General features: G+C 63.2%; 23 protein-coding genes. 11 read left to right on the top strand and 12 right to left on the bottom strand.

Going from position 1 to position 21,973, the window contains the following annotated elements; genetic code table 11:
• Positions 1 to 218 precede the first annotated feature (218 nt).
• Positions 219 to 3,110: a ribonucleoside-diphosphate reductase subunit alpha gene (locus J4D28_RS10490; RefSeq protein WP_038576782.1), complete on the bottom strand. Its 2,892-nt coding sequence runs from the start codon at positions 3,108 to 3,110 to the stop codon at positions 219 to 221.
• 199 nt (positions 3,111 to 3,309) lie between these two features.
• Between J4D28_RS10490 and J4D28_RS10485 the strand changes: the two genes are divergently transcribed.
• The 3 genes from J4D28_RS10485 to J4D28_RS10475 all read left to right on the top strand — a co-directional run bounded on the left by J4D28_RS10485 (position 3,310) and on the right by J4D28_RS10475 (position 6,174).
• Entirely contained in the window at positions 3,310 to 3,477 is a 168-nt protein-coding gene (locus tag J4D28_RS10485) for a hypothetical protein (protein WP_155290718.1), read from the top strand.
• 364 nt (positions 3,478 to 3,841) lie between these two features.
• A complete protein-coding gene (locus J4D28_RS10480) occupies positions 3,842 to 4,567 on the top strand; it encodes a winged helix-turn-helix domain-containing protein (RefSeq protein WP_016702519.1) in 726 nt (241 codons plus the stop codon).
• A complete protein-coding gene (locus J4D28_RS10475; protein ID WP_009050296.1) occupies positions 4,564 to 6,174 on the top strand; it encodes an ATP-binding protein in 1,611 nt (536 codons plus the stop codon). Before J4D28_RS10480 ends, J4D28_RS10475 begins: the two co-directional genes overlap by 4 nt.
• 27 nt (positions 6,175 to 6,201) lie before the next feature.
• Here J4D28_RS10475 and J4D28_RS10470 read toward each other — a convergent pair whose 3' ends face one another.
• Positions 6,202 to 6,927, bottom strand: a complete 726-nt coding sequence (locus J4D28_RS10470) for a 4'-phosphopantetheinyl transferase (protein WP_038634305.1) — start codon at positions 6,925 to 6,927, stop codon at positions 6,202 to 6,204.
• Between the two features lie 104 nt (positions 6,928 to 7,031).
• Positions 7,032 to 7,823 (bottom strand): dienelactone hydrolase family protein, encoded by a 792-nt coding sequence (locus J4D28_RS10465; RefSeq protein ID WP_053269718.1) that lies wholly within the window; start codon positions 7,821 to 7,823, stop codon positions 7,032 to 7,034.
• A gap of 144 nt (positions 7,824 to 7,967) precedes the next feature.
• On the opposite strand from J4D28_RS10465, the gene J4D28_RS10460 reads away from it, so the two are divergent.
• The 3 genes from J4D28_RS10460 (at position 7,968) to J4D28_RS10450 (ending at position 10,709) form a co-directional block, all read left to right on the top strand.
• Positions 7,968 to 8,570, top strand: a complete 603-nt coding sequence (locus J4D28_RS10460; RefSeq protein WP_007931772.1) for a hypothetical protein — start codon at positions 7,968 to 7,970, stop codon at positions 8,568 to 8,570.
• 118 nt (positions 8,571 to 8,688) lie between these two features.
• Positions 8,689 to 9,366 (top strand): response regulator, encoded by a 678-nt coding sequence (locus tag J4D28_RS10455; protein ID WP_007931776.1) that lies wholly within the window; start codon positions 8,689 to 8,691, stop codon positions 9,364 to 9,366.
• Positions 9,363 to 10,709, top strand: coding sequence for an ATP-binding protein (locus J4D28_RS10450; protein WP_103330920.1), 1,347 nt, complete (start codon positions 9,363 to 9,365; stop codon positions 10,707 to 10,709). The genes J4D28_RS10455 and J4D28_RS10450 overlap by 4 nt, the downstream gene beginning before the upstream one ends.
• Positions 10,710 to 10,718: 9 nt before the next feature.
• Here J4D28_RS10450 and J4D28_RS10445 read toward each other — a convergent pair whose 3' ends face one another.
• A complete protein-coding gene (locus J4D28_RS10445; protein ID WP_009050292.1) occupies positions 10,719 to 11,717 on the bottom strand; it encodes an AraC family transcriptional regulator in 999 nt (332 codons plus the stop codon).
• Between the two features lie 346 nt (positions 11,718 to 12,063).
• Here J4D28_RS10445 and J4D28_RS10440 point away from each other — a divergent pair, with 346 nt between their 5' ends.
• Both J4D28_RS10440 and J4D28_RS10435 read left to right on the top strand, forming a co-directional pair.
• Positions 12,064 to 13,398: a dicarboxylate/amino acid:cation symporter gene (locus J4D28_RS10440; protein ID WP_009050291.1), complete on the top strand. Its 1,335-nt coding sequence runs from the start codon at positions 12,064 to 12,066 to the stop codon at positions 13,396 to 13,398.
• Positions 13,399 to 13,549: 151 nt separating this feature from the next.
• A complete protein-coding gene (locus J4D28_RS10435) occupies positions 13,550 to 14,731 on the top strand; it encodes a CaiB/BaiF CoA-transferase family protein (protein WP_103330919.1) in 1,182 nt (393 codons plus the stop codon).
• Between the two features lie 8 nt (positions 14,732 to 14,739).
• Here the strand turns inward: J4D28_RS10435 and J4D28_RS10430 are convergent, their stop codons facing one another.
• Positions 14,740 to 15,231 carry a SprT family zinc-dependent metalloprotease gene (locus J4D28_RS10430; protein ID WP_007931787.1) on the bottom strand — a complete coding sequence of 164 codons (492 nt, stop codon included), beginning with the start codon at positions 15,229 to 15,231 and terminating at the stop codon, positions 14,740 to 14,742.
• Positions 15,232 to 15,375: 144 nt separating this feature from the next.
• Positions 15,376 to 15,978: a Yip1 family protein gene (locus tag J4D28_RS10425; RefSeq protein ID WP_009050289.1), complete on the bottom strand. Its 603-nt coding sequence runs from the start codon at positions 15,976 to 15,978 to the stop codon at positions 15,376 to 15,378.
• A gap of 279 nt (positions 15,979 to 16,257) precedes the next feature.
• On the opposite strand from J4D28_RS10425, the gene ttcA reads away from it, so the two are divergent.
• Both ttcA and J4D28_RS10415 read left to right on the top strand, forming a co-directional pair.
• Positions 16,258 to 17,082, top strand: coding sequence for a tRNA 2-thiocytidine(32) synthetase TtcA (gene ttcA / locus J4D28_RS10420; protein ID WP_009050288.1), 825 nt, complete (start codon positions 16,258 to 16,260; stop codon positions 17,080 to 17,082).
• 76 nt (positions 17,083 to 17,158) lie between these two features.
• Positions 17,159 to 17,830: a DNA-3-methyladenine glycosylase I gene (locus tag J4D28_RS10415; protein WP_009050287.1), complete on the top strand. Its 672-nt coding sequence runs from the start codon at positions 17,159 to 17,161 to the stop codon at positions 17,828 to 17,830.
• Between the two features lie 90 nt (positions 17,831 to 17,920).
• Here J4D28_RS10415 and J4D28_RS10410 read toward each other — a convergent pair whose 3' ends face one another.
• The 3 genes from J4D28_RS10410 to arsC are packed head-to-tail and all read right to left on the bottom strand — an operon-like array spanning position 17,921 to position 19,294.
• Entirely contained in the window at positions 17,921 to 18,346 is a 426-nt protein-coding gene (locus J4D28_RS10410; protein WP_009050286.1) for a DUF2069 domain-containing protein, read from the bottom strand.
• Positions 18,339 to 18,944 (bottom strand): NAD(P)H:quinone oxidoreductase, encoded by a 606-nt coding sequence (gene wrbA, locus J4D28_RS10405; protein WP_009050285.1) that lies wholly within the window; start codon positions 18,942 to 18,944, stop codon positions 18,339 to 18,341. The genes J4D28_RS10410 and wrbA overlap by 8 nt, the downstream gene beginning before the upstream one ends.
• A complete protein-coding gene (gene arsC, locus J4D28_RS10400; protein WP_009050284.1) occupies positions 18,941 to 19,294 on the bottom strand; it encodes an arsenate reductase (glutaredoxin) in 354 nt (117 codons plus the stop codon). Before arsC ends, wrbA begins: the two co-directional genes overlap by 4 nt.
• A 129-nt stretch (positions 19,295 to 19,423) precedes the next feature.
• Between arsC and J4D28_RS10395 the strand changes: the two genes are divergently transcribed.
• Positions 19,424 to 19,888 (top strand): TlpA disulfide reductase family protein, encoded by a 465-nt coding sequence (locus J4D28_RS10395; RefSeq protein ID WP_009050283.1) that lies wholly within the window; start codon positions 19,424 to 19,426, stop codon positions 19,886 to 19,888.
• Between the two features lie 111 nt (positions 19,889 to 19,999).
• On the opposite strand, the gene J4D28_RS10390 is transcribed toward J4D28_RS10395, so the two are convergent.
• From J4D28_RS10390 to J4D28_RS10380, 3 genes are all read right to left on the bottom strand, one after another.
• Positions 20,000 to 20,404: an META domain-containing protein gene (locus J4D28_RS10390; protein ID WP_009050282.1), complete on the bottom strand. Its 405-nt coding sequence runs from the start codon at positions 20,402 to 20,404 to the stop codon at positions 20,000 to 20,002.
• On the bottom strand, positions 20,401 to 20,838 hold the full coding sequence (locus J4D28_RS10385) for a hypothetical protein (protein ID WP_103330918.1): 438 nt from the start codon (positions 20,836 to 20,838) through the stop codon (positions 20,401 to 20,403). The genes J4D28_RS10390 and J4D28_RS10385 overlap by 4 nt, the downstream gene beginning before the upstream one ends.
• 90 nt (positions 20,839 to 20,928) lie before the next feature.
• A complete protein-coding gene (locus tag J4D28_RS10380; RefSeq protein WP_038634294.1) occupies positions 20,929 to 21,918 on the bottom strand; it encodes a 2-hydroxyacid dehydrogenase in 990 nt (329 codons plus the stop codon).
• Positions 21,919 to 21,973: the final 55 nt, after the last annotated feature.

Raw genomic sequence — 21,973 nt, 5'->3', positions numbered from 1 at the left:
TGGCTCACAGGGCTGTATTCGGCTGGTTCATTCCCGCGAAGCTGACGTTGGGGGCTTCTGGCAAGTCGTCTGCAACAGGTTGTGGGAGGGCTTGGTCCTCGAAGTGCCGTCCTTTGGATTCGGTGGTGCTGTGGCTTTCCCGGGCAAAAGAAAACCCCCGGCAGGCAGGGCCTGTCGGGGGTTCGGATAAGCGCCGGGGAGGCGCCTATCGGCTCAGCTTATTGGCAAGCTTCGCAATCCGGCTCGTCGATGGCGCAAGCCTTCGGCACTGGAGCAGGACCGGCTGGAGCGGCCAGGACCGAGTCGTCACCGTGGTTGCCGCCGCTGGAAACAGCGTTCAGCTTGCCGGTGTTGATGGTCGACTTCTCGGTGCTGGTCGCGGCCAGGGCACGGAGGTAGTAAGTGGTTTTCAGACCACGGTACCAGGCCATGCGGTAGGTCACGTCGAGCTTCTTGCCCGAAGCGCCGGCGATGTAGAGGTTCAGCGACTGAGCCTGGTCGATCCACTTCTGGCGACGGCTGGCGGCGTCGACGATCCACTTGGTTTCCACTTCGAAGGCAGTCGCGTAGAGCTCCTTGAGTTCTTGCGGGATGCGCTCGATCTGCTGCACGGAACCGTCGTAGTACTTCAGGTCGTTGATCATGACCGAGTCCCACAGGCCGCGAGCCTTGAGGTCGCGAACCAGGTACGGGTTGATCACGGTGAATTCGCCCGACAGGTTCGATTTCACATACAGGTTCTGGTAGGTCGGTTCGATCGACTGCGACACGCCGGTGATGTTGGCGATGGTCGCGGTCGGAGCGATGGCCATGATGTTGGAGTTACGAATGCCTTTCTGTACACGGGCGCGCACTGGTGCCCAGTCCAGGGTTTCGTTCAGGTCGACATCGATGTACTTCTGGCCACGGGCTTCGATCAGGATCTGTTGCGAATCCAGCGGCAGGATGCCTTTGGACCACAGCGAACCCTGGAACGTCTCGTAGGCGCCACGCTCGTCGGCCAGGTCGCAGGAAGCCTGGATCGCGTAGAAGCTCACCGCTTCCATGGACTTGTCGGCGAAGTCGACGGCAGCATCGGAACCGTAAGGGATGTGCTGCAGGTACAGCGCGTCCTGGAAGCCCATGATGCCCAGTCCGACCGGACGGTGCTTGAAGTTGGAGTTCTTCGCCTGCGGTACCGAGTAGTAGTTGATGTCGATCACGTTATCGAGCATGCGCACGGCGGTGTTCACGGTGCGTTGCAGCTTGGCGGTGTCCAGCTTGCCGTCGACGATGTGGTTCGGCAGGTTGATCGAGCCCAGGTTGCAAACGGCGATCTCGTCCTTGTTGGTGTTCAAGGTGATCTCGGTGCACAGGTTCGAGCTGTGGACCACGCCCACGTGCTGCTGCGGGCTGCGCAGGTTGCACGGGTCCTTGAAGGTCAGCCAAGGGTGGCCGGTTTCGAACAGCATGGACAGCATCTTGCGCCACAGGTCTTTGGCCTGGATGGTCTTGAACAGCTTGATCTTGCCGTATTCGCACAGGGCTTCGTAGTACTCGTAGCGCTCTTCGAAGGCCTTGCCGGTCAGGTCGTGCAGGTCCGGTACTTCCGATGGCGAGAACAGGGTCCACTTGCCGTCATCGAAGACGCGCTTCATGAACAGGTCAGGGATCCAGTTGGCGGTGTTCATGTCGTGGGTACGACGACGATCGTCACCAGTGTTCTTGCGCAGCTCGATGAACTCTTCGATGTCCATGTGCCAGGTTTCCAGGTAGGCACACACAGCGCCTTTGCGCTTGCCACCCTGATTCACGGCTACGGCGGTGTCGTTGACCACTTTCAGGAACGGCACGACGCCCTGGGATTTACCGTTGGTGCCCTTGATGTAGGAGCCCAGCGCACGCACCGGAGTCCAGTCGTTGCCCAGGCCGCCGGCGAATTTCGACAGCATGGCGTTGTCGTGGATGGCGCCGTAGATGCCCGACAGGTCGTCCGGCACGGTGGTCAGGTAGCAGCTCGACAGCTGTGGACGCAGGGTACCGGCGTTGAACAGGGTCGGAGTCGAAGCCATGTAGTCGAAGGACGACAGCAGGTTGTAGAACTCGATGGCACGGTCTTCTCTCTGCTTCTCTTCGATCGCGAGGCCCATGGCCACGCGCATGAAGAAGATCTGCGGCAGTTCGAAACGCACGCCGTCCTTGTGGATGAAGTAGCGGTCGTACAGGGTCTGCAGGCCCAGGTAGGTGAACTGCTGGTCGCGCTCGTGGTTGATCGCCTTGCCGAGTTTTTCCAGGTCGAAGTCGGCCAGCACAGGGTTCAGCAGTTCGAACTCGATACCTTTGGCGACGTAGGCCGGCAGTGCCTTGGCGTACAGGTCGGCCATCTCGTGGTGAGTGGCGCTCTCGGCCACTTCCAGGAAGCTCAGGCCTTCGGCGCGCAGGGTGTCCATCAGCAGGCGGGCGGTCACGAACGAGTAGTTCGGCTCGCGCTCTACCAGGGTGCGCGCGGTCATCACCAGGGCGGTGTTGACGTCCTTGAGCGCTACGCCGTCGTAAAGGTTCTTCAGGGTTTCGCGCTGGATCAGGTCGCCGTCGACTTCTTCCAGGCCTTCGCAGGCTTCGGTGACGATGGTGTTCAGGCGGCCCATGTCCAGAGGCGCGAAGCTGCCGTCGGCGCGGGTGATGCGGATCGACGGGTGAGCCTGCACCGGCTCTTCGCTTGGCGTGCGGGTGGCGCGCTCCTTGGCGCGCGAGTCACGGTAGATCACGTAGTCGCGGGCAACTTTCTGCTCGCCGGCACGCATCAGGGCCAGTTCGACCTGGTCCTGGATCTCTTCGATGTGGATGGTGCCGCCCGAAGGCATGCGACGCTTGAAGGTGGCGGTGACCTGCTCGGTCAGGCGAGCGACGGTGTCGTGGATTCGCGACGAAGCGGCAGCGGTGCCGCCTTCAACTGCGAGAAACGCTTTGGTGATGGCGACGGTGATTTTGTCATCGGTGTAAGGAACGACAGTGCCGTTACGCTTGATCACTCGCAGTTGGCCAGGCGCGGTGGCAGACAGATCCAGGTTGGAATCGGCAGCCTGCGGCGCTTTGGCCTGCGGGTTCTCGCGAGTTGTGTCGGTTTGCATGGGTGTCTCCACGTTCTCTATGTTTGTTTGGGCACCCTTTGGGTGCCCACCGTTCCGTCCTGAAGCACTACAACCGGCGCACGCCGGGCATAACGACTTCGGGACAGTTCAGGAAGGGGGGCTGTTGGCGCCGCTTCCATGCCGAAGTCATAGGTCGCGAGCCTGGGGCTCGTGACCGTATTCCTGGTGGGTGACAGTCATGTACTGCAACACCCGTACCGTTTTCCTTGCCGTGGGCTGGAAAACCGCAGCCATCCGCACGCGCGGTTTGGCTTCTGAAAATCCGATTGGTTCAACCAAAGAAGTGCAAGAAAAGCGCTTGAGTTTCTTGTCTGATTTGTGTTTGGTTTTTGGCCTGAAACCCTAGATATAGGGTTTTTTTGCGGCCGAGCTACAAGATAATGCGTTTTTGGGGGTGATTGCAACGTACAGCCTGTGGATAAGGTTGTGCGTAAATTGTGTATGAAGCGAGTAAACCTCACGCAGGCCGCAGCAGGGCTGGATCCTACCGTTTGTCACTGTTTTTTACCCTGCAAAACTGCCCGGGGCGGATTTTTGCGGGCGCGAACCCTATCACAAAAAAACGCCTTTACCGAGCGCATTCAGCGCCTTGTGTTCACGGCCTTTGCCGTTGCTACAATCGGGCCTTCGATGCATCGTTTTATCCATTTCACATTACAAAAAGACGGGCGGATTCTTCCTGAGCCCGTACCTGGCAAGCAGAGGTCACCGTGGAGCAAGAAGCGTGGCAGATATTGATCGTCGAGGACGATCAGCGACTGGCCGAGTTGACCTGTGAATACCTGCAGAGCAACGGACTGCGCGTCGCCATCGAGGGCAATGGCGCCCTGGCTGCGGCGCGGATCATTGCCGAACAACCCGACCTGGTGATCCTCGATCTGATGCTGCCCGGCGAGGATGGCCTGAGCATCTGCCGCAAGGTCCGCGATCGTTACGACGGGCCGATCCTGATGCTGACCGCGCGCACCGACGACATGGACCAGGTGCTGGGGCTGGACACCGGCGCCGACGATTACGTGTGCAAGCCGGTCCGTCCGCGTCTGTTGCTGGCCAGGATCCAGGCCCTGTTGCGGCGCAGCGAACCCGTGGACGGCGCCGCGCCGGAGAAATCCCGGCGCCTGCAATTCGGCCCGCTGGTGGTGGACAGCGCCTTGCGCGAAGCCTGGTTGCACGATGCCGGTATCGAGTTGACCAGCGCCGAGTTCGACCTGCTCTGGCTGCTGGTGGCCAACGCCGGGCGCATTCTGTCCCGCGAGGAAATCTTCACCGCCCTGCGCGGCATCGGCTATGACGGCCAGGACCGTTCCATCGATGTGCGCATCTCCCGGATCCGCCCGAAAATCGGCGACGACCCGGAACACCCGCGGCTGATCAAGACCATCCGCAGCAAGGGTTATCTGTTCGTCCCCGAAGCCGCTGCCGACCTGTCGTCGTGAACTCCATATTTCTGCGCATCTACGGCGGCATGTGCGCCGCGCTGATTCTGGTGGCGCTGTTGGGCGTGCTGGCGCTGCACCTGCTCAATCAGGTGCGCAGCGAGCAATACCGCGAGCGCCTGGCCCACGGCACGTTTTCGCTGATGGCCGACAACCTGCAACCGATGAGCGAAATCGAGCGCCGCCGCGCCCTGGCGGTATGGGAGCGCTTGTTGGGCATTCCGCTGACCCTGCAAACCTTCACCCAGACCGGCCTCGACCTCGGGCAGCGCAACCGCGTGCTGCGCGGCCAGGCCCTGGTGGAGCAGACCGGGCCTTACGCGGCGCGGGTCTATCGCCTGGTCAGCGAGCGGGAACAACTGCTGCTGACCGGTGAGGTGCAGCAGATCAGCGAACAGCTGGCGCGGGCGACTATCTATCTGCTGGCCGACGAATTGGTGCGCTTTCCAGTGGCCGAGCAGCCAGAGCGCCTGGCGGCGTTGAAAAAGGACAAGGGCTTTGGCTTCGACATGCACCTGGTCACCCAGGACGACGCGGACATGGACGAGGACCAGCGTCGCCGGGTTGCCGAGGGCGATACGGTGATGGCCCTGGGCAAGGGCGGCGATTCGATCCGCGTGTTCGCGGGCATGGTAGGCACGCCCTGGGTCCTGGAAATCGGCCCGCTGTACCAGATGAATCCCTACCCACCGCAGTGGCTGGTGTTGATCGCGGTGCTGGGCCTGAGCCTGATCGGCCTGATCGTCTATTTATTGGTGCGCCAGCTGGAGCGACGTTTGCGTGGCCTGGAATCGGCGGCCACGCGCATTGCCAAGGGCAGCCTGGAGGCCCGGGTGCCGGCCGGTGGCGCCGACTCGGTGGGGCGGCTGGCGGCGGCCTTCAACGGCATGGCCGAGCACTTGCAGCGCTTGCTGGCGATCCAGCGCGAGCTGGTGCGCGCGGTCTCCCACGAGTTGCGCACACCGGTGGCGCGCCTGCGCTTCGGCCTGGAAATGATCGGCTCGGCGACCACTCCCCAGGCCCGGGACAAATACATGGAGGGCATGGACAACGATATCCAGGACCTCGACCGGCTGGTGGACGAAATGCTCACCTATGCGCGGCTGGAGCAGGGTTCGCCGGCGCTGAACTTCCAGCGTATCGACCTGGATGCCCTGATCAACCAGGTGATCAGCGAGCTGGCGCCGTTGCGTGCGCAGGTCAAGGTGCAGCGCGGCTCATGCCTGTCCGCGGCGGATTGCGATGGCGCCTGGGTCGAGGCCGAGCCGCGCTACCTGCATCGGGCGTTGCAGAACCTGGTGAGCAACGCCATGCGTCACGCCGAGTCGCAGGTGCTGGTCAGTTACCAGGTGGGGCAGATGCGCTGTCGGGTCGACGTCGAGGACGATGGCCCGGGGGTTCCGGAAAGCGCCTGGGAGCGGATATTCACCCCGTTCCTGCGCCTGGATGACAGCCGCACCCGCGCTTCGGGCGGTCACGGCCTGGGCTTGTCGATCGTGCGGCGGATCATTCACTGGCATGACGGCCGCGCGTTGATCAGCAGGAGCAAGACCCTCGGCGGCGCCTGCTTCAGCCTGAGCTGGCCACGGCACCAGGATAAAGGTTGAGGGCCTGCGCTCAGGTTCGTCCGGGCATCAAGCCCGGATGCTGACCAGGCTCAGCAGTTGCCCGTCCTGCAGGGCGAATTGCGCGTCCAGTTCACTGCCACTGCGCCATTCGCTGGACAGGTCGGTCAGCAGGCGCAGACGGATCTGGCCGCTGGCTGTCCACTCCAGCACTTCGGCGTGTTCGAAATAGAAGCGTTGCTGGACGATCGGGTACAGCGCCTTGAACAGGCTTTCCTTCACCGAAAAGGTCAGGGTGACCCAGAGCGCCAGTTGCTCGCGCGGGGCGGCCGCCATGCGCTGCATTTCGGCCGGGATAAGGATTTCCCCCGCCAGGCGTTCCGCCCGTTCAATGTTGAGCAGGTTCTCCAGGTCCATGCCCAGCCCGCGCCAATGCTCCTTGCGCGCGACGATCGCCGCGGCACGCCCGGTGCTGTGGGTGATCGAGCCACTGATGTGCGCCGGCCAGACCGGCGCCCGGTCCTCGCCGATCGGCGGAATGCAGTCCAGGCCGTCCAGGCGTTGCAGGGCGGCGCGGGCGCAGAAGCGACCGGCGAGAAACTCGGCCTGCCGTTTCGCCACCGAACGTTGAATGCTCGCGGGCGGCTCGATGGCGCTGAGCTGGAAGTCGTCGCTGGCCAGGCGCGAGGCATCGAAATGGGTGCCGAGCAGGACGGTGTCCGGCAGGGCGTCGGGCAGCGGCCACTGGTCGTCGAGTGGGGTGCAGCAGGCGGGGAGGGTAGGGATGAGATTCATGCCAGGCATTTTGCCGGGTTGTAAGGCCGGAGGGTAGCCTGGCAACCGTCGGCCTTGAGGCCGCTGTCCCGGGAGTTGAGGCCCCCGGGGCGGTCGGTGCGGGATCAGTTGAACAGTTTCTTGAAGAGCGCCTGCATGTCCGCCCACGAGCGTTCATCGGCGGCCTTGTTGTAGCCGATGTCCAGCCCGCCATGTTCGCCGTGGCTCATGCGGTCGGCATCCGGATTGCTGAAGCTGTGCTTGGCGCCCTCGAGGTTGACGAACTGGTAGTCGGCGCCGGCCTTGTCCATTTCTGCCTTGAAGGCGCTGACGTTATCGGCGGTGACCATGCTGTCGAGGGCGCCGTGTTCAACGAGAATCTTCGCCTTGACGCTGCCGGGGGTGGCTGGGGTGTTGGTGACCAGGGCGCCATGGAAGCTCACCACCCCGAGCAGGGGCAGGCCCTGGCGCGCCGCGTCCAGCACCACCTTGCCGCCGAAGCAGTAGCCGATCGCGGCCAGCTTGTCCGGGTCGGTCTGCGGTTGTTTCTTCAGCAGGTCGAGCCCGGCCTTGAAGCGTGCGCTGGCGGCGGCACTGTCTTTGGAGGCGGCCTGCATGAAGGCCATGGCGTCTTTCGGGTGCTCGGTGTGCTTGCCGTCGCCGTACATATCGATGGACAGGGCGCTGTAGCCCAGGGCTGCAAGGTCCCGGGCCCGGCGTTTGGCGTAGTCGTTCAGGCCCCACCATTCATGCACCACCACTACCCCTGGGCGTGGCCCTTTCAGCGCGTCGTCATAGGCGTAGTAGCCGATGAGCCGGGTACCGTCGGGGCTCTGGTAGGGGATTTCCTGGGTCTTGATGGCCGCCTGGCTCATTGCGCAGAAGGTCAACAACAAGCAAGCAAAAAGCGCGCGCATAGTCCGTTCTCCTTTAAAAGACTGCCAGACAGCCTAGTCGATTTGATTCAGCCGAGGTTCAGAGTGTGTTCAGGGGGAGTTCAGGGCGGGGTCGGTAGTCTGGCCCCGTACCCAAAAACACATAGCGAATGAGGAAATACCCCCATGACTACTTTCAAGAAGATGATCCTGGCCTTCACTGTTCTCGGCGCCAGCGCTGTCGTCCAGGCCGCCGACAGCAACTTCGCCAGCCTTACCTACGGCCAGACCAGCGACAAGGTGAAGAAGTCCAGTCTGCTCAACAGCAACCTGAACAACCCGAACGCCGACGGTGTGATCGGCAAGGACAACACCTGGGGCGTGCGCCTGGGTCAGCAGAATGACCAGCACCGCTACTACGCCACCTACGACAATGTCTCCGGTTCCCACAATGGCATTAAACTGCGCCAGGAAAACCTGCTCGGCAGCTACGATGTGTTCCTGCCAGTGACCAGCAGCACCAAGCTGTTCGGCGGCGGCACCGCGGGCCTGACCAAGCTGACCCAGGATTCCCCAGGCTTCAGCCGCGACAGCGATATCGGTTACGCCGTCGGCGTGCAGGCCGGTGTCCTGCAGCAGGTTTCACAGAACACTTCGGTCGAACTGGGTTACCGTTACCTGCGCAGCAATGCCAGCACCGAGATGAGCGAGCGCAGTGGCAGCAAGCAGGGTTCGCTGAGCCTGACCAGCAGCGCCCAGACGTACCTGTCGGCCAACTACGCTTTCTAAAATACCGTCCTGGTTCTGACCGCGCCGGATCTGCCAAGGTAGGATCCGGCGTTGCCATATATACGATCAGGGCGCCTGAGCGCCCTTGGAGATGTCGAATTTTGCCTGGGAGAGCTGCATGAAACTGCTCGTCGTTGAAGATGAGGCGCTGCTGCGCCATCACTTGCAAACCCGCCTCACGGACAGCGGCCATGTGGTCGAGTCCGTGGCCAATGCCGAGGAGGCGCTGTATCAGACCGAGCAGTTCAACCATGATCTGGCGGTGATCGACCTGGGCCTGCCGGGCATGGGCGGGCTGGACCTGATCCGCCAGCTGCGCTCAAGGGGCAAGGCATTTCCGATCCTGATCCTGACGGCTCGCGGCAACTGGCAGGACAAGGTCGAAGGGCTGGCCGCCGGCGCCGACGACTATGTGGTCAAGCCCTTCCAGTTCGAGGAACTGGACGCGCGCCTGAATGCCCTGCTGCGCCGCTCCAGCGGGTTCACCCAGTCGACCATCATCGCTGGTCCGCTGCTGCTCGACCTGAATCGCAAGCAGGCCTCGCTCGACGAACAGCCGCTGGCGCTGACCGCCTACGAATACCGGATTCTCGAGTACCTCATGCGCCACCATCAGCAGGTGGTGGCCAAGGACCGCTTGATGGAGCAGCTGTACCCGGACGATGACGAGCGCGATCCGAACGTGATCGAGGTGCTGGTCGGCCGCCTGCGGCGCAAGCTGGAAGGCCCTTCGGGCTTCAAGCCCATCGATACCGTGCGTGGCCTGGGTTATCTGTTCAACGAGCGCTGCCGATGATTCGATCGTTACGCCTGCGCCTGATGCTGGCGGCCACGACGCTGGCGGTGCTGTTCATGCTGGCGTTGTTGCCGGCCATGCAAGGCGCGTTCAGCCTGGCGCTGCAGGATTCCATCGAGCAGCGCCTGGCCTCCGATGTGACCACGCTGATCTCGGCGGCCCGGGTCGAGAACAATCACCTGCAAATGCCGGCGCAACTGCCGGACGAGCGTTTCAACCTGACCGACAGCCGTCTGCTGGGCTACATCTATGACCGGGAGGGGCGGCTAGTCTGGCGTTCCAAGGCGACCCAGGAAGAGAACATCAACTACAAGCCGCGTTATGACGGCCGCGGCAATGAGTTCGCGCGTATCCGCGAGGCCAACGGCCAGGAGTTTTTCGTCTACGACGTCGAGGTCAAGCTGCTCGGCGGTAAGAGCGCGGCGTTCAGCATCGTCGCCTTGCAGCCGGTGCGTGAGTACCAGCTGACCCTGGAAGGGGTGCGGGAAAACCTCTACCTCGGTTTCGGCGCCGCGTTGCTGGTGCTCCTGGCGCTGCTCTGGCTCGGCCTGACCTGGGGCCTGCAGGCCTTGCGCCGGCTGAGCCAGGAGCTGGACGAAATCGAAAGCGGCACCCGGGAAAGCCTCAGTGAAGAACACCCGCGCGAGCTGTTGCGCCTGACCGGTTCGTTGAACCGCCTGTTGCACAGCGAGCGCGAGCAACGCAGCCGTTATCGCGATTCCCTGGACGACCTGGCCCACAGCCTGAAAACCCCGCTGACGGTGTTGCAAGGGGTCAGCGAGGACATGGCCCTGCGCCCCCAGGATCGCGAACAGGCCTGGGTGCTGCAGACTCAGATCGAACGCATGAGCCAGCAGATCAGCTACCAGTTGCAGCGCGCCAGCCTGCGCAAGAGCGGCCTGGTGCGTCATCAGGTGCGTCTGCGTCCGGTGCTGAAAAGCCTGTGCGACACCCTGGACAAGGTCTATCGCGACAAACAGGTGCGGGTATCGTTCGATCTGCCGGAGCGCTGCTATGTGCCGATCGAACATGGGGCCTTGCTCGAGCTGCTGGGCAACCTGCTGGAGAACGCCTACCGCCTGTGTTTGAGCGAAGTGCGCATCAGTGTCCGCCAAGACCTTCACGGCGCGCAGTTGTGTGTCGAGGACGACGGGCCGGGTGTGCCGCCGGACCAGCGGGCGCGGATTCTCCAGCGTGGTGAACGGCTGGATCGCCAGCATCCGGGGCAGGGGATCGGCCTGGCGGTGGTCAAGGACATCATCGACAGCTACGGCGCGCAGCTGACCCTTGGCGATTCCGCCCTGGGCGGGGCGGCGTTCCGCATTCACTTCCCGGCGATCTGAGCGGCGCGCTCAGGTTTCCTGGGCGCGGTAGGCGCCCGGCGTCAGCCCGGTCCACTTCTTGAACGCGCGGTGAAAGGCCGAGGGCTCGGAAAAGCCGGTCTGCTCGGCGATCTGTTGCAATGACAGGTCGGCCCGACGCAGATGGTAGATGGCGATATCGCGCCGCAACTGATCCTTCAATTCCTGAAAGCTCGTGCCTTCTTCGCGCAAATGCCGGCGCAGAGTCTGCGGGCTGATGTGCAGGTGCTGGGCGATGCTTTCCAGGTCCGGCCAATGGTTGCTGTCGCGGCTGAGCAGGCGGCGCAGCTGGCTGCTCAGGCTGTCGCCGTCATCCGGGCGGGCCAGCAGGTCGGCGGGGGAGCGCTCGAGAAAGTGCTTGAGGGTTCGTTCGTCCTGCAGCAGCGGCATGCTCAGGTAGCGGCTGTGGAACAACAGGCTGCTGCAGTCGCGGGAAAACACCAGGGGGCAGGGGAACAGCAGGTCGTACTCGTTGCCATGCTCGGGTTTCGGGTAGCTGAAACAGGCCTGTTCGAGGCGGATGCGCTGGCCGATCAGCCAACTGCCGAGGCGATGCCAGATCACCAGCAGGCTCTCGCTGAGAAAGTGGTCCGGGTCCCACAGCCCAGCGTCGTCCAGGCTCAGGCGGGTCATTTCCCCTTCGCGCGTCAGGCTCAGCCGCGGCGCCTGGGGGAACAGGCTATAAAACAGCAGGCCGCGCTGCAGGGCCTTCTCCAGGTTGCTGCAGTGGATCAGGGCGTGGCACATCATGGCGAAGGTGCCGCGCTTGCTCGGGCCGTCGCCGAACCCCAGGTACTCGTCATCGAGGACTTGCCAGAGCTGTTGCAGCAGGCTGGCGAACTGCTCGGGGGCGATACGGGCCTTGGGTTCGTTCAGCAATTCGAGGCTGATGCCCAGGGTCTGCAGCAACTCCGAATAGTCGTAGCCCCGTCGGCGGGCCCCGCCCAGGGCGGCGCGGGCGAAATGACTGGCGATAGTGCGTTCGCGCATGAAGGTTGATCCGTCCATTAAGTGGCGGATGTTAACAGCCGCCAGCGACCGGACAAGGCGGATATCCGCCAAATTGTAGGACGAGGGCCGGATGATGGGCGGAAATCCGCCACTTCGTGTGGGACGAGGAGCGCGAAGGGCGAGAGCAAACCCTGATGTCCAAAGGCCTTCAGGTTTTTTGGGCAAGCTGGCACGGGCTTTGCGATAGCGAGCGAGGAGAAGGGAGCAGCGAAAGGTGTTCCCCGCAGCTCTACACAACAAATCCCTCCAGTGCAGGAGGGTTCGCACTTTAGGCGTCGTGTGCATCGATGGATGGTGTGCAACGGTGCTCTTGAGGAACTTTGCAATGACGACTCGTCAGCCACTGTACAAATCCCTGTATTTCCAGGTGATCGTTGCCATCGCCATCGGCATCCTGCTCGGTCACTTCTACCCGCAGACCGGTGTGGCCCTCAAGCCCCTGGGTGACGGGTTCATCAAACTGATCAAGATGGTCATCGCGCCCATCATCTTCTGTACCGTCGTCAGTGGTATCGCTGGCATGCAGAACATGAAATCGGTGGGCAAGACCGGTGGCTACGCGCTGCTGTACTTCGAAATCGTTTCGACCATCGCCCTGCTGATCGGCCTGGTCGTGGTCAACGTCGTGCAGCCGGGCAACGGCATGCACATCGATGTGTCGACCCTGGATGCCTCGAAAGTGGCGGCCTACGTCACCGCCGGCAAGGACCAGAGCATCGTCGGCTTCATCCTCAACGTCATTCCGAACACCATCGTCGGCGCCTTCGCCAACGGCGACATCCTGCAAGTGCTGATGTTCTCGGTGATCTTCGGTTTCGCCCTGCACCGCCTGGGTGCCTACGGCAAGCCGGTGCTGGACTTCATCGATCGCTTCGCCCACGTGATGTTCAACATCATCAACATGATCATGAAGCTCGCGCCGATCGGTGCGCTGGGTGCCATGGCCTTCACCATCGGCGCCTACGGCGTGGGTTCGCTGGTGCAGCTGGGCCAGCTGATGATCTGCTTCTACATCACCTGCGTGCTGTTCGTGCTGGTGGTGCTGGGTGCCATCTGCCGCGCCCACGGTTTCAGCGTGCTGAAGCTGATCCGCTACATCCGTGAAGAGCTGCTGATCGTACTGGGTACTTCCTCGTCGGAATCGGCCCTGCCACGCATGTTGATCAAGATGGAACGCCTGGGCGCGAAGAAATCGGTAGTGGGTCTGGTGATCCCGACCGGTTACTCCTTCAACCTCGACGGTACCTCGATCTACCTGACCATGGCGGCCGTGTTCATCGCCCAGGCGACCGACACCCACATGGACATCACTCACCAGATCACCCTGCTGCTGGTGCTGCTGCTGTCCTCCAAAGGTGCTGCGGGCGTGACCGGTAGCGGCTTCATCGTGCTGGCGGCAACCCTGTCGGCCGTGGGTCACCTGCCGGTGGCCGGCCTGGCGCTGATCCTGGGTATCGACCGCTTCATGTCCGAAGCCCGTGCGCTGACCAACCTGGTGGGTAACGCGGTAGCCACCGTAGTGGTCGCCAAGTGGGTCAAGGAGCTGGACGAAGATCAGCTGCAGGCCGAGCTGGCTTCCGGTGGCCGTGCTATCAGCGACACCCGCGAAGAAGACGACCTGGGCGTTGCCGAAGGCCCGACCCCGACGACCGTGAAGTAACTTCACCGCGTTGATGAAAAACCCGCTCCGGCGGGTTTTTTCATGCCCGGCGTTTGAGCGCAACGGTCAGCCCGGGTGGCGCTTGCGGTGATTGCCGGGCCTTGAGGCGCTGCCTACTCTGTGGGCAATCAATCGGCAAGGGAGAGTGTTCATGCAAGGGCCACTGGCGTCACTCAAGGTACTGGATTTCTCCACGCTGCTGCCGGGGCCGTTCGCCTCCTTGCTGCTGGCGGACATGGGCGCCGAGGTGCTGCGCATCGAATCGCCGACCCGCATGGACCTGCTGCGGGTGCTGCCGCCCCACGATCAGGGCGTTTCCGCCAGCCATGCCTACCTCAATCGCAATAAACGCAGCCTGGCGCTGGACCTCAAGCAGCCCGAGGCGCTGGAGGTGATCCGCCAACTGGTGCTGGAGTACGACATCGTGCTGGAGCAGTTCCGCCCCGGGGTGATGGAGCGCCTGGGGCTGGGCTACGAGGCGTTGAAGGCGATCAACCCGAAGCTGATCTATATCTCGATCACCGGTTACGGCCAGACCGGCCCGTATCGGGAGCGCGCCGGCCACGACATCAATTACCTGGCCCTGGCGGGCCTGGCCAGCTACACCGGGCGCAAGGACAATGGACCGCTGCCCCTGGGCATCCAGGCGGCGGACATCGCCGGAGGTTCGCTGCATGGGGTCATCGGCCTGCTGGCGGCAGTGATTGCCCGCCAGCACAGCGGCCTGGGGCAGCACCTGGACGTGAGCATGACCGATTGTGTGTTCAGCCTGAATGCCATGGCCGGGGCCGGCTACCTGGCGTGCGGGATCGAGCCCGCGGCGGAGCAGCAGGTGCTCAATGGCGGCAGCTTCTATGACTATTACCGCAGTCGGGATGGTCGCTGGCTGTCGGTGGGCAGCCTGGAACCGCCGTTCATGCAGGCGCTGTGCAAGGCCCTGGGGCGTCCGGAACTGGCGGCCCAGGGGCTGTCACCGCAGCCGGAGCAACAGCAGGCGCTCAAGCAGGCCTTGCAGGTCGAGTTCGAGAAACACGATTTTGCCGAGCTCTGCGAATTGTTTGCCGGGGTCGATGCCTGCGTCGAACCGGTGCTGGGCCTGGCGGAGGCGGTGGTGCATCCGCAGTTGCAGGCGCGGCAGCTGGTCAGCCAGGTGCCGCGTGGCGATGGCAGCTACCAGGCGCAGATGGCCTGTCCGTTGAAGTTTTCCCAGGGGCTGCCGGAGCCGCGGCATATCGGGGCGGCGCTGGGGGCGCATAGCGACCAGGTGCTGACCGAGCTGGGTTACAGCACGCAGCGCATCGCTGAGCTACGCCAGGGCCGGGTCATCCTGTAGGGCCGGGTTCACTCCACCCGCATCTCGCCGCTGAACACCAGGGTGTGCCGGCAACGCCGGCACAGATAACGCCGGCCCTGGGCGACCAGGCGGTGGCGCTGGGCGGAAAACGGGAAATCGTTGTCGCAGGGGCAGCGATAGATGTAGCGCGTCACGCTGCGACGCTGGATCTCGTAGGTGTGGCAGCGATTGGGCGGCAGTTCGTACACCCCGCGCATGATCAGTTGCCATTCTTCGCCGTGGGGCTGGATGCGCTCGCCGAACAGTTGGTGGGCGATCAGGTGCGCGACTTCATGGGCCACGGTCTGCTTGAGGAAGTCTTCGGTGTTTTCCCGGTACAGCTGCGGGTTGAAGCGCAGCAGGTTCTCGTGCAGGTGGGCGACACCGGCTTTCTGGCCACGCAACTTGAGGCTGACCACCGGGCGTTTGAAAGGTCGTTTGAAAAAGGATTCAGCGAGTTGGAAACAGTCTTCGACGCGGGTATTGAGTTGCTCGGGCATGCTTAACGGCTCTCCAGAGCGGGTGAGTATGCCGCAAAGCTGATGCATTCCGAATCGTCCAGGCGCCGAATGGTCGTTGCGCAGATTAGAAGGCCGCCTTGCGGCGGCCTGTGTTGGCAGATTGTGTTTGTTTTTTGAGCAGCGTCAGTTGGTGTAAACGGGGCCGACGCCAAGACCCCAGACGATCACGGTGAACGCCATGATCGCGACCAGCACCACCAGCCCAACGGCCAGTACGGAGCTTGAGAACAGGAAACCTTCGTCCGATGGAATGTTCATGAAGGTCGGCAACCCGACATACAGCAGGTAAACGGTGTAACTGATGGCGGCCGTGCCGACGATCATGCCGAGCCACATGTGCGGATACAGCGCCGCCAGGCCGCCGATGAACAGCGGCGTCGCCGTGTAGGTGGCAAATGCGATGCAGCGTGCAAGGCTCGGGCTGGCGTCGTAGGTGCGAGCCATCCAGTGGACGAAGGCGCCCATGACCGCGACCCCGCCGAGCATCGCCAGGTACGACATGATGGTCATCCACAGCGCGCTTTCCATGGTCAGCATGACCGGCGCTCGATTACCAATGACCCAACCGACCTGGGTGGTGCCGATAAAGGCCGAAATCGCTGGAATCGCCGCGAGAATCAGCGTGTGGGTGAGGTACATGTGGCTGATGCTTTCCTCTTCGTCGCCACGTATTTCTCGCCATTCCTGATCGGGGTGGGTGAAGAGTCCCACGACATGATGAATCATAGTCAGTCACTCCTTTGTTATTGCCATCGCCCCCCAACGGAGCGCCTACGGGCCAGTGGCCAAGTAAGTAAAGGTCTGAATATGTGTGCGACCTTATGTCGCAGTATAGAAAGGACTGCCTTGCAAAAGGCGCAGGCGTTAGAGCAAATCGCGCTGTCGACGCAGCTGGTAATCGCATTCGGTGATTTGATCGGTCGACTGGCGCCCGGCGCTTCGCCCGCGCGCGGTTTTTGCGTAAAATGACCGGCTTTTCGTCACACACCGCGGATTTCAAGCGCCATGGGCACTCTTACGGTCAACCAGAACAAACTGCAGAAACGCTTGCGCCGCCAGGCCGGGGAAGCGGTCGCCGACTTCAACATGATCGAAGACGGCGACAAGGTCATGGTCTGCCTGTCCGGCGGCAAGGACAGCTACACCATGCTCGACGTGCTGATGCACCTGCAGAAGGTTGCACCGATCAAGTTCGAGATCGTCGCCGTGAACATGGACCAGAAGCAGCCCGGGTTCCCCGAGCACGTGCTGCCGGCCTACCTCGAGACACTGGGTGTGGAGTACCACATCGTCGAGAAGGACACCTACTCGGTGGTCAAGGAACTGATCCCGGAAGGCAAGACCACCTGCTCGCTGTGCTCGCGCCTGCGTCGCGGCACCCTGTACACCTTCGCCGACGAGATCGGCGCGACCAAGATGGCCCTGGGACACCATCGCGACGACATCGTCGAGACCTTCTTCCTCAACATGTTCTACAACGGCTCGCTCAAGGCCATGCCGCCCAAGCTGCGGGCCGACGACGGGCGCAACGTGGTAATCCGCCCGCTGGCCTATTGCAGCGAGAAGGACATCCAGGCCTATTCCGACCTCAAGCAGTTCCCGATCATCCCGTGCAACCTCTGCGGCTCCCAGGAAAACCTGCAGCGCCAGGTGGTCAAGGAAATGCTCCAGGAATGGGAACGCAAGACCCCGGGCCGTACCGAAAGCATTTTCCGCGGCCTGCAGAACGTGGTGCCGTCGCAGCTGGCGGACCGTAACCTGTTCGACTTCACCAGCCTGAAGATCGATGAAACCGCGGCCTCGCGTTTCGTCAATGTGGTGAACCTCTGAGTCGTTTCGCGGCTCTGTATCGTGGAATCACGGCGCTCCTCTGAGCGCCGTTTCTTTATCGTCATTAGGAGAGGGCATGCGCGATTACAAGTGGCTGCACGAATACTGTCTGAACCGTTTCGGTTCGGCGGCCGAGCTGGAAGCCCATCTGCCGGTGCCGAAAACCCCGGCGCAATTGCGCAAGATCAGCGATGACCGTTATCTCTCGACCCTGGCCCTGCGGGTGTTTCGCGCCGGCTTGAAGCACAGCCTGGTGGACGCCAAGTGGCCGGCTTTCGAAGAAGTGTTCTTTGGTTTCGACCCGGAGAAAGTGGTGCTGATGGGCGCCGAGCACCTCGAGCGGCTGATGCAGGACACGCGGATCATTCGCCACCTGGGCAAGCTCAAGAGCGTGCCGCGCAACGCGCAGATGGTGCTCGACGTGGAAAAGGAGAAGGGCAGCTTTGGCGCCTTGATCGCCGACTGGCCGGTGACCGACATCGTCGGCCTGTGGAAGTACCTGGCCAAGCACGGTCACCAGTTGGGCGGCCTGTCGGCCCCGCGCTTTCTGCGGATGGTCGGCAAGGACACCTTCGTGCCGACCTATGACGTGGTGGCGGCGCTGAATGCGCAGCAGATCATCGACAAGGTGCCCAGCAGCCTCAAGGACCTGGCCACCGTGCAGGGCGCCTTCAACCAGTGGCACGCCGAAAGTGGCCGGCCGCTGTGCCAGATCTCGATGATGTTGGCCTATACGGTCAACCACTGATTCGGGGTTGATCTCATCGCGGGCAAGCCTCGCTCCTACAGAAGCATGCGGTTTTCTGTAGGAGCGAGGCTTGCCCGCGATGGCGTACCGTCAGGCGGCGCTGACCTCGCCTTCGCCCGCCAGCTTGCGGTTGAGCTGGAAGCGCCAGCGCACATAGAGCAGGGCCGAGCAGAACACCGCCAGGCTGGCGAGCATTTCCAGGACGCCGAACAGCTGGCGGTTCGGATCGTAGGCGGCCAGCGCGCCCTTGATGAAATACAGGTTCACCACAAAGCACATCCACGAATGCCCGCGCGCGCTGCCCACCAGCATGCCCGGCGCCATCAGCAGCAGCGGTACCAGTTCGATCAGCAGGATCACCCAGGGCCGGGCGCCGTGCAGGTCGGCGACGAACAGGTAGTAACCGCAGAGCAGGCCGACCAGGCCGAAAAAGCAGATCAGGCTCAGCACTCGGGTGATGCGTACGCGCGGCTCCAGCCATTCGATGGCCGGCAGGATCTTCGGCTTTTTAGCCACGGCTGCTCTCCAGTTGCAGGGCCGTCTTGGCCAGGCGCAGGCCCAGGGCGCGGCAGAGGGCGACCTCGTGCTCGTTCAGCGGGCTCTTGCCGTCGGCGCCGGCATGGTGGCTGGCCCCGTAAGGCGTGCCGCCGCCACGGGTTTCCAGCAGGGCCGATTCGCTGTAGGGCAGGCCGGTGATCAGCATGCCGTGGTGCAGCAGCGGCAGCATCATCGACAGCAGGGTGGTTTCCTGGCCGCCGTGCAGGCTGGCGGTGGAGGTGAACACCCCGGCCGGCTTGCCCACCAGGGCGCCGGTCAGCCATAGGTTGCTGGTGCCGTCGAGGAAATACTTCAGCGGCGCGGCCATGTTGCCGAAGCGCGTCGGACTGCCTAAAGCCAGGCCGGAGCAGTGCTTCAGGTCATCGAGGCTGGCATACAGCGCGCCGTCTTCCGGGATGCTCGGGGCCACGGCCTCGCAGTCGGCGGATATCGCCGGCACGGTGCGCAGGCGCGCCTCCATGCCACCTTGTTCGATACCCCGGGCGATCTGCCGGGCCATCTCGGTGGTCGAGCCGTTGCGGCTGTAGTAGAGAACCAGGATGTACGGCGTACTCAAGGCAGGATCTCCAGTACGTTCTCTGGCGGCCGGCCGATGATGGCCTTGTCGCCGACTTCGAGAATCGGCCGTTCCATGAGTTTCGGGTGCGCGGCGATGGCGGCGATCAGCTGCGCTTCGCTCAGGCTGGCGTCGGCCAGGTTGAGGCTCTTGTACTCGTCTTCGCCGGTGCGCAGCAGCTGGCGGGCGCCGATCCCGAGCTTGCCCAGCAGGCTTTGCAGCTGGGCGGCATCGAGCGGGGTTTCCAGGTAGCGGACCACGGTCGGGGTCAGGCCACGGGCTTCCAGCAGTTCCAGCGCACCGCGGGATTTCGAGCAGCGCGGGTTGTGATAAAGCGTCAGATCGGTCATGGGCGGGTCGCATCTTGCGTAAGGTGGCGGCTATTCTACCTGTGCGACGGGCAGTCCTGAACCTTGCGAGGCGATGGGTCGCACGAGAAAGCGGGTTTGAGTGGTTTTTTTCAATACAAGGATCAAGGCATGGCAAGGCAACTGGCAGCGGCATTGGCGATCATCGGCACCTTGTTGCTGAGCGGCTGCGGTAACGATTACGGGGTCGATCAATATGGCCGGCAAGTCGCCGCCGAGCGCGTGGACAAGCAGTGGCTGGTGCTCAATTACTGGGCCGAATGGTGTGGGCCGTGCCGCACCGAGATCCCCGAACTCAATGCATTGGCCGAAGGGCTCAAGGGCCAGCCGGTGAGTGTGCTGGGGGTCAATTTCGATAACGTCCAGGGCGAAGAGCTGAAAAGCGCCAGTGAAAAACTGGGCATCAAGTTCACCGTGCTGGCGCAGAACCCGGCGGAGATTTTCGATTTGCCACGCAGCGAAGGGTTGCCGGTGACCTACATCATCGATGACCAGGGCAAGGTGCGTGAGCAACTGATGGGCGAGCAGACCGCGGCGGGCGTGATGGCGAAGCTGGAAGCCCTGCGCGGGCATTGATCCGTAGCCGCTGCCGCAGGCTGCGAACGGCTAGCAAGGCCGTTGCGATCTCGGGATCGCTGAAGGCCTGCGGACCTTATCGCAGCCTGCGGCAGCGGCTACAGGGGGCGGTCAGCCTTCCTCGAGCCACCAGCGCAACGGCTTGCCTTCGGCCGGCCAGAAGCGCACTTGTTCGATCGGGGAAATGTCCCAGCGCTGGACGGTTTCCAACGCCTGCAGGAAGCGTCGTTCCTGCTCCATCAGGGCGGGCGCGCACATCTTGCGGGTGCTGCCGACCTTGCCGAAGCTGAGCTTGTCGCCGTCCAGGGTGTAGGGCGCGAACCAATGGTTGCAGCCACCGTTGCCGTAGGCGCGACCGTCTTCCCCGAGGGTGATGGTCAGGTGGCTGTAGTCGATCAGCGGACGCTCGCCGATCCACTCCAGGATGTAGCTGCGATCCTGCTGCAGTTTCACCGGCTCCGCCGCGCAACCCAGCAGGCCGGCGCCGAGCGCGGCGGTCAACGCCAGGCGTTTCATTGGGCGGCTCGCTGGCATTTCGGGCAGAGGTGTTTTTCCCCTTCACTGATCCAGCCCAGCTCGGCGATCCGCGCGCTGGCCGCGGGTTTTTGCGCCTTGCTGCCCAGCTTGGCATCCACCGCGAACTCGAAGTTCAGCTCGGCCGCGCAGCTATCGCAGTTGACCTGCCACTGATGGATCGCCAGCTCGCCGAATACCGGGCCGCGGGCCACGGCGACCCATTGGCCGACCGGGTTGATCAGGTGCCGCACGGTTTCCACCGTCAGGCGCATCGACAGGTCCTTGCTGCCCTTGAGGGTGACGATCAGCACGTCGTCGTTGCGGATGGAACCACCGTTGCCGGTGACCTGATAACGGCCGGGCACCAGGGCGCGGCATTCGATCAGGGTGTGTTGCGGGTTCATCAGGCTGTAGCGGAAATCGTGTTCGACCATGGGTCCTCCAAATCTGGCGCGTATGCTAGCACGCACCCTGATATCTCAGGTTGCAGGCAGATGACCTTCGCTTACCGCCGGTCCGTCGACTCAACCTTCCACCTGGTTGCAGGGCGTGCCGGCGGCCCAGGCAGCGATGTTGTGCAAGGTGGTGTCGGCGATCGCCGCCAGGGCTTCGCGGGTGAGGAAGGCCTGGTGGGCGGTGACTATCACGTTGGGGAAGGTCAGCAGCCGCGCCAGCACGTCGTCCTGCAGCGGCAGGTCGGAGCGGTCCTCGAAGAACAGCTGCGCTTCCTCTTCGTAGACATCCAGCCCCAGGTAGCCCAGTTGGCCGTTCTTCAGGGCCTCGATCAGCGCCGGGGTATCCACCAGGCCGCCGCGGCCGGTGTTGATCAGCATCGCCCCCGGTTGCATCCGGGCCAGGCTCTGGCGGTTGATCAGGTGTTTGCTGTCGGCGGTGAGCGGGCAGTGCAGGCTGATGATCTGCGCCTGGGCCAGCAGCTCCGGCAGGCTCAGGTAACGCGCGCCCAGGGCCTCGACTTCTGGGTTGGGGAAGGGGTCGTGGGCCAGCAACTGGCAGCCGAAACCGGCCATGATCCGGGCAAAGGTGGCGCCGATCTGCCCGGTGCCGACGATGCCGACGGTTTTTCCCACCAAGTCGAAACCGGTCAGGCCGTGCAGGCTGAAGTCGCCTTCGCGGGTGCGGTTGTAGGCGCGGTGCAGGCGGCGGTTCAGCGCGAGGATCAGGGCCACGGCATGCTCGGCCACGGCATGGGGCGAGTAGGCCGGGACCCGCACCACGCTCAGGCCCAGGCGCTTGGCTGCGGCCAGGTCGACATGGTTGTAGCCGGCCGAGCGCAGCGCGATCAGGCGCGTGCCGCCGGCGGCCAGCTGTTCCAGCACCGGGGCGCTCAGGTCGTCGTTGATAAAGGCGCAGACCACTTCGTGGTGCTCCGCCAGGGCCGCGGTGTCCAGGCTCAGGCGCGCGGCCTGGAACTGTAGCTCGAGGCCCGGCGGCAGCTCGGCGCCGAGGAAGCTGTCGCGGTCATAGTTCTGGCTGCTGAAGAGAATCGTGTGCATGGCGTCGTCCTTGTGGGTGGTTGCCCCCAGCATGAACCTTCGGGGCAACCGGGTC

The sequence above is a fragment of the Pseudomonas sp. GW531-T4 genome (assembly GCF_017349615.1).
In the GTDB taxonomy this organism is placed as follows: Bacteria; Pseudomonadota; Gammaproteobacteria; order Pseudomonadales; family Pseudomonadaceae; genus Aquipseudomonas; species Aquipseudomonas chlororaphis_I.
Note: the sequence above shows the minus strand (reverse complement) of the source record. Positions and strands in the feature narration are given on the sequence as shown.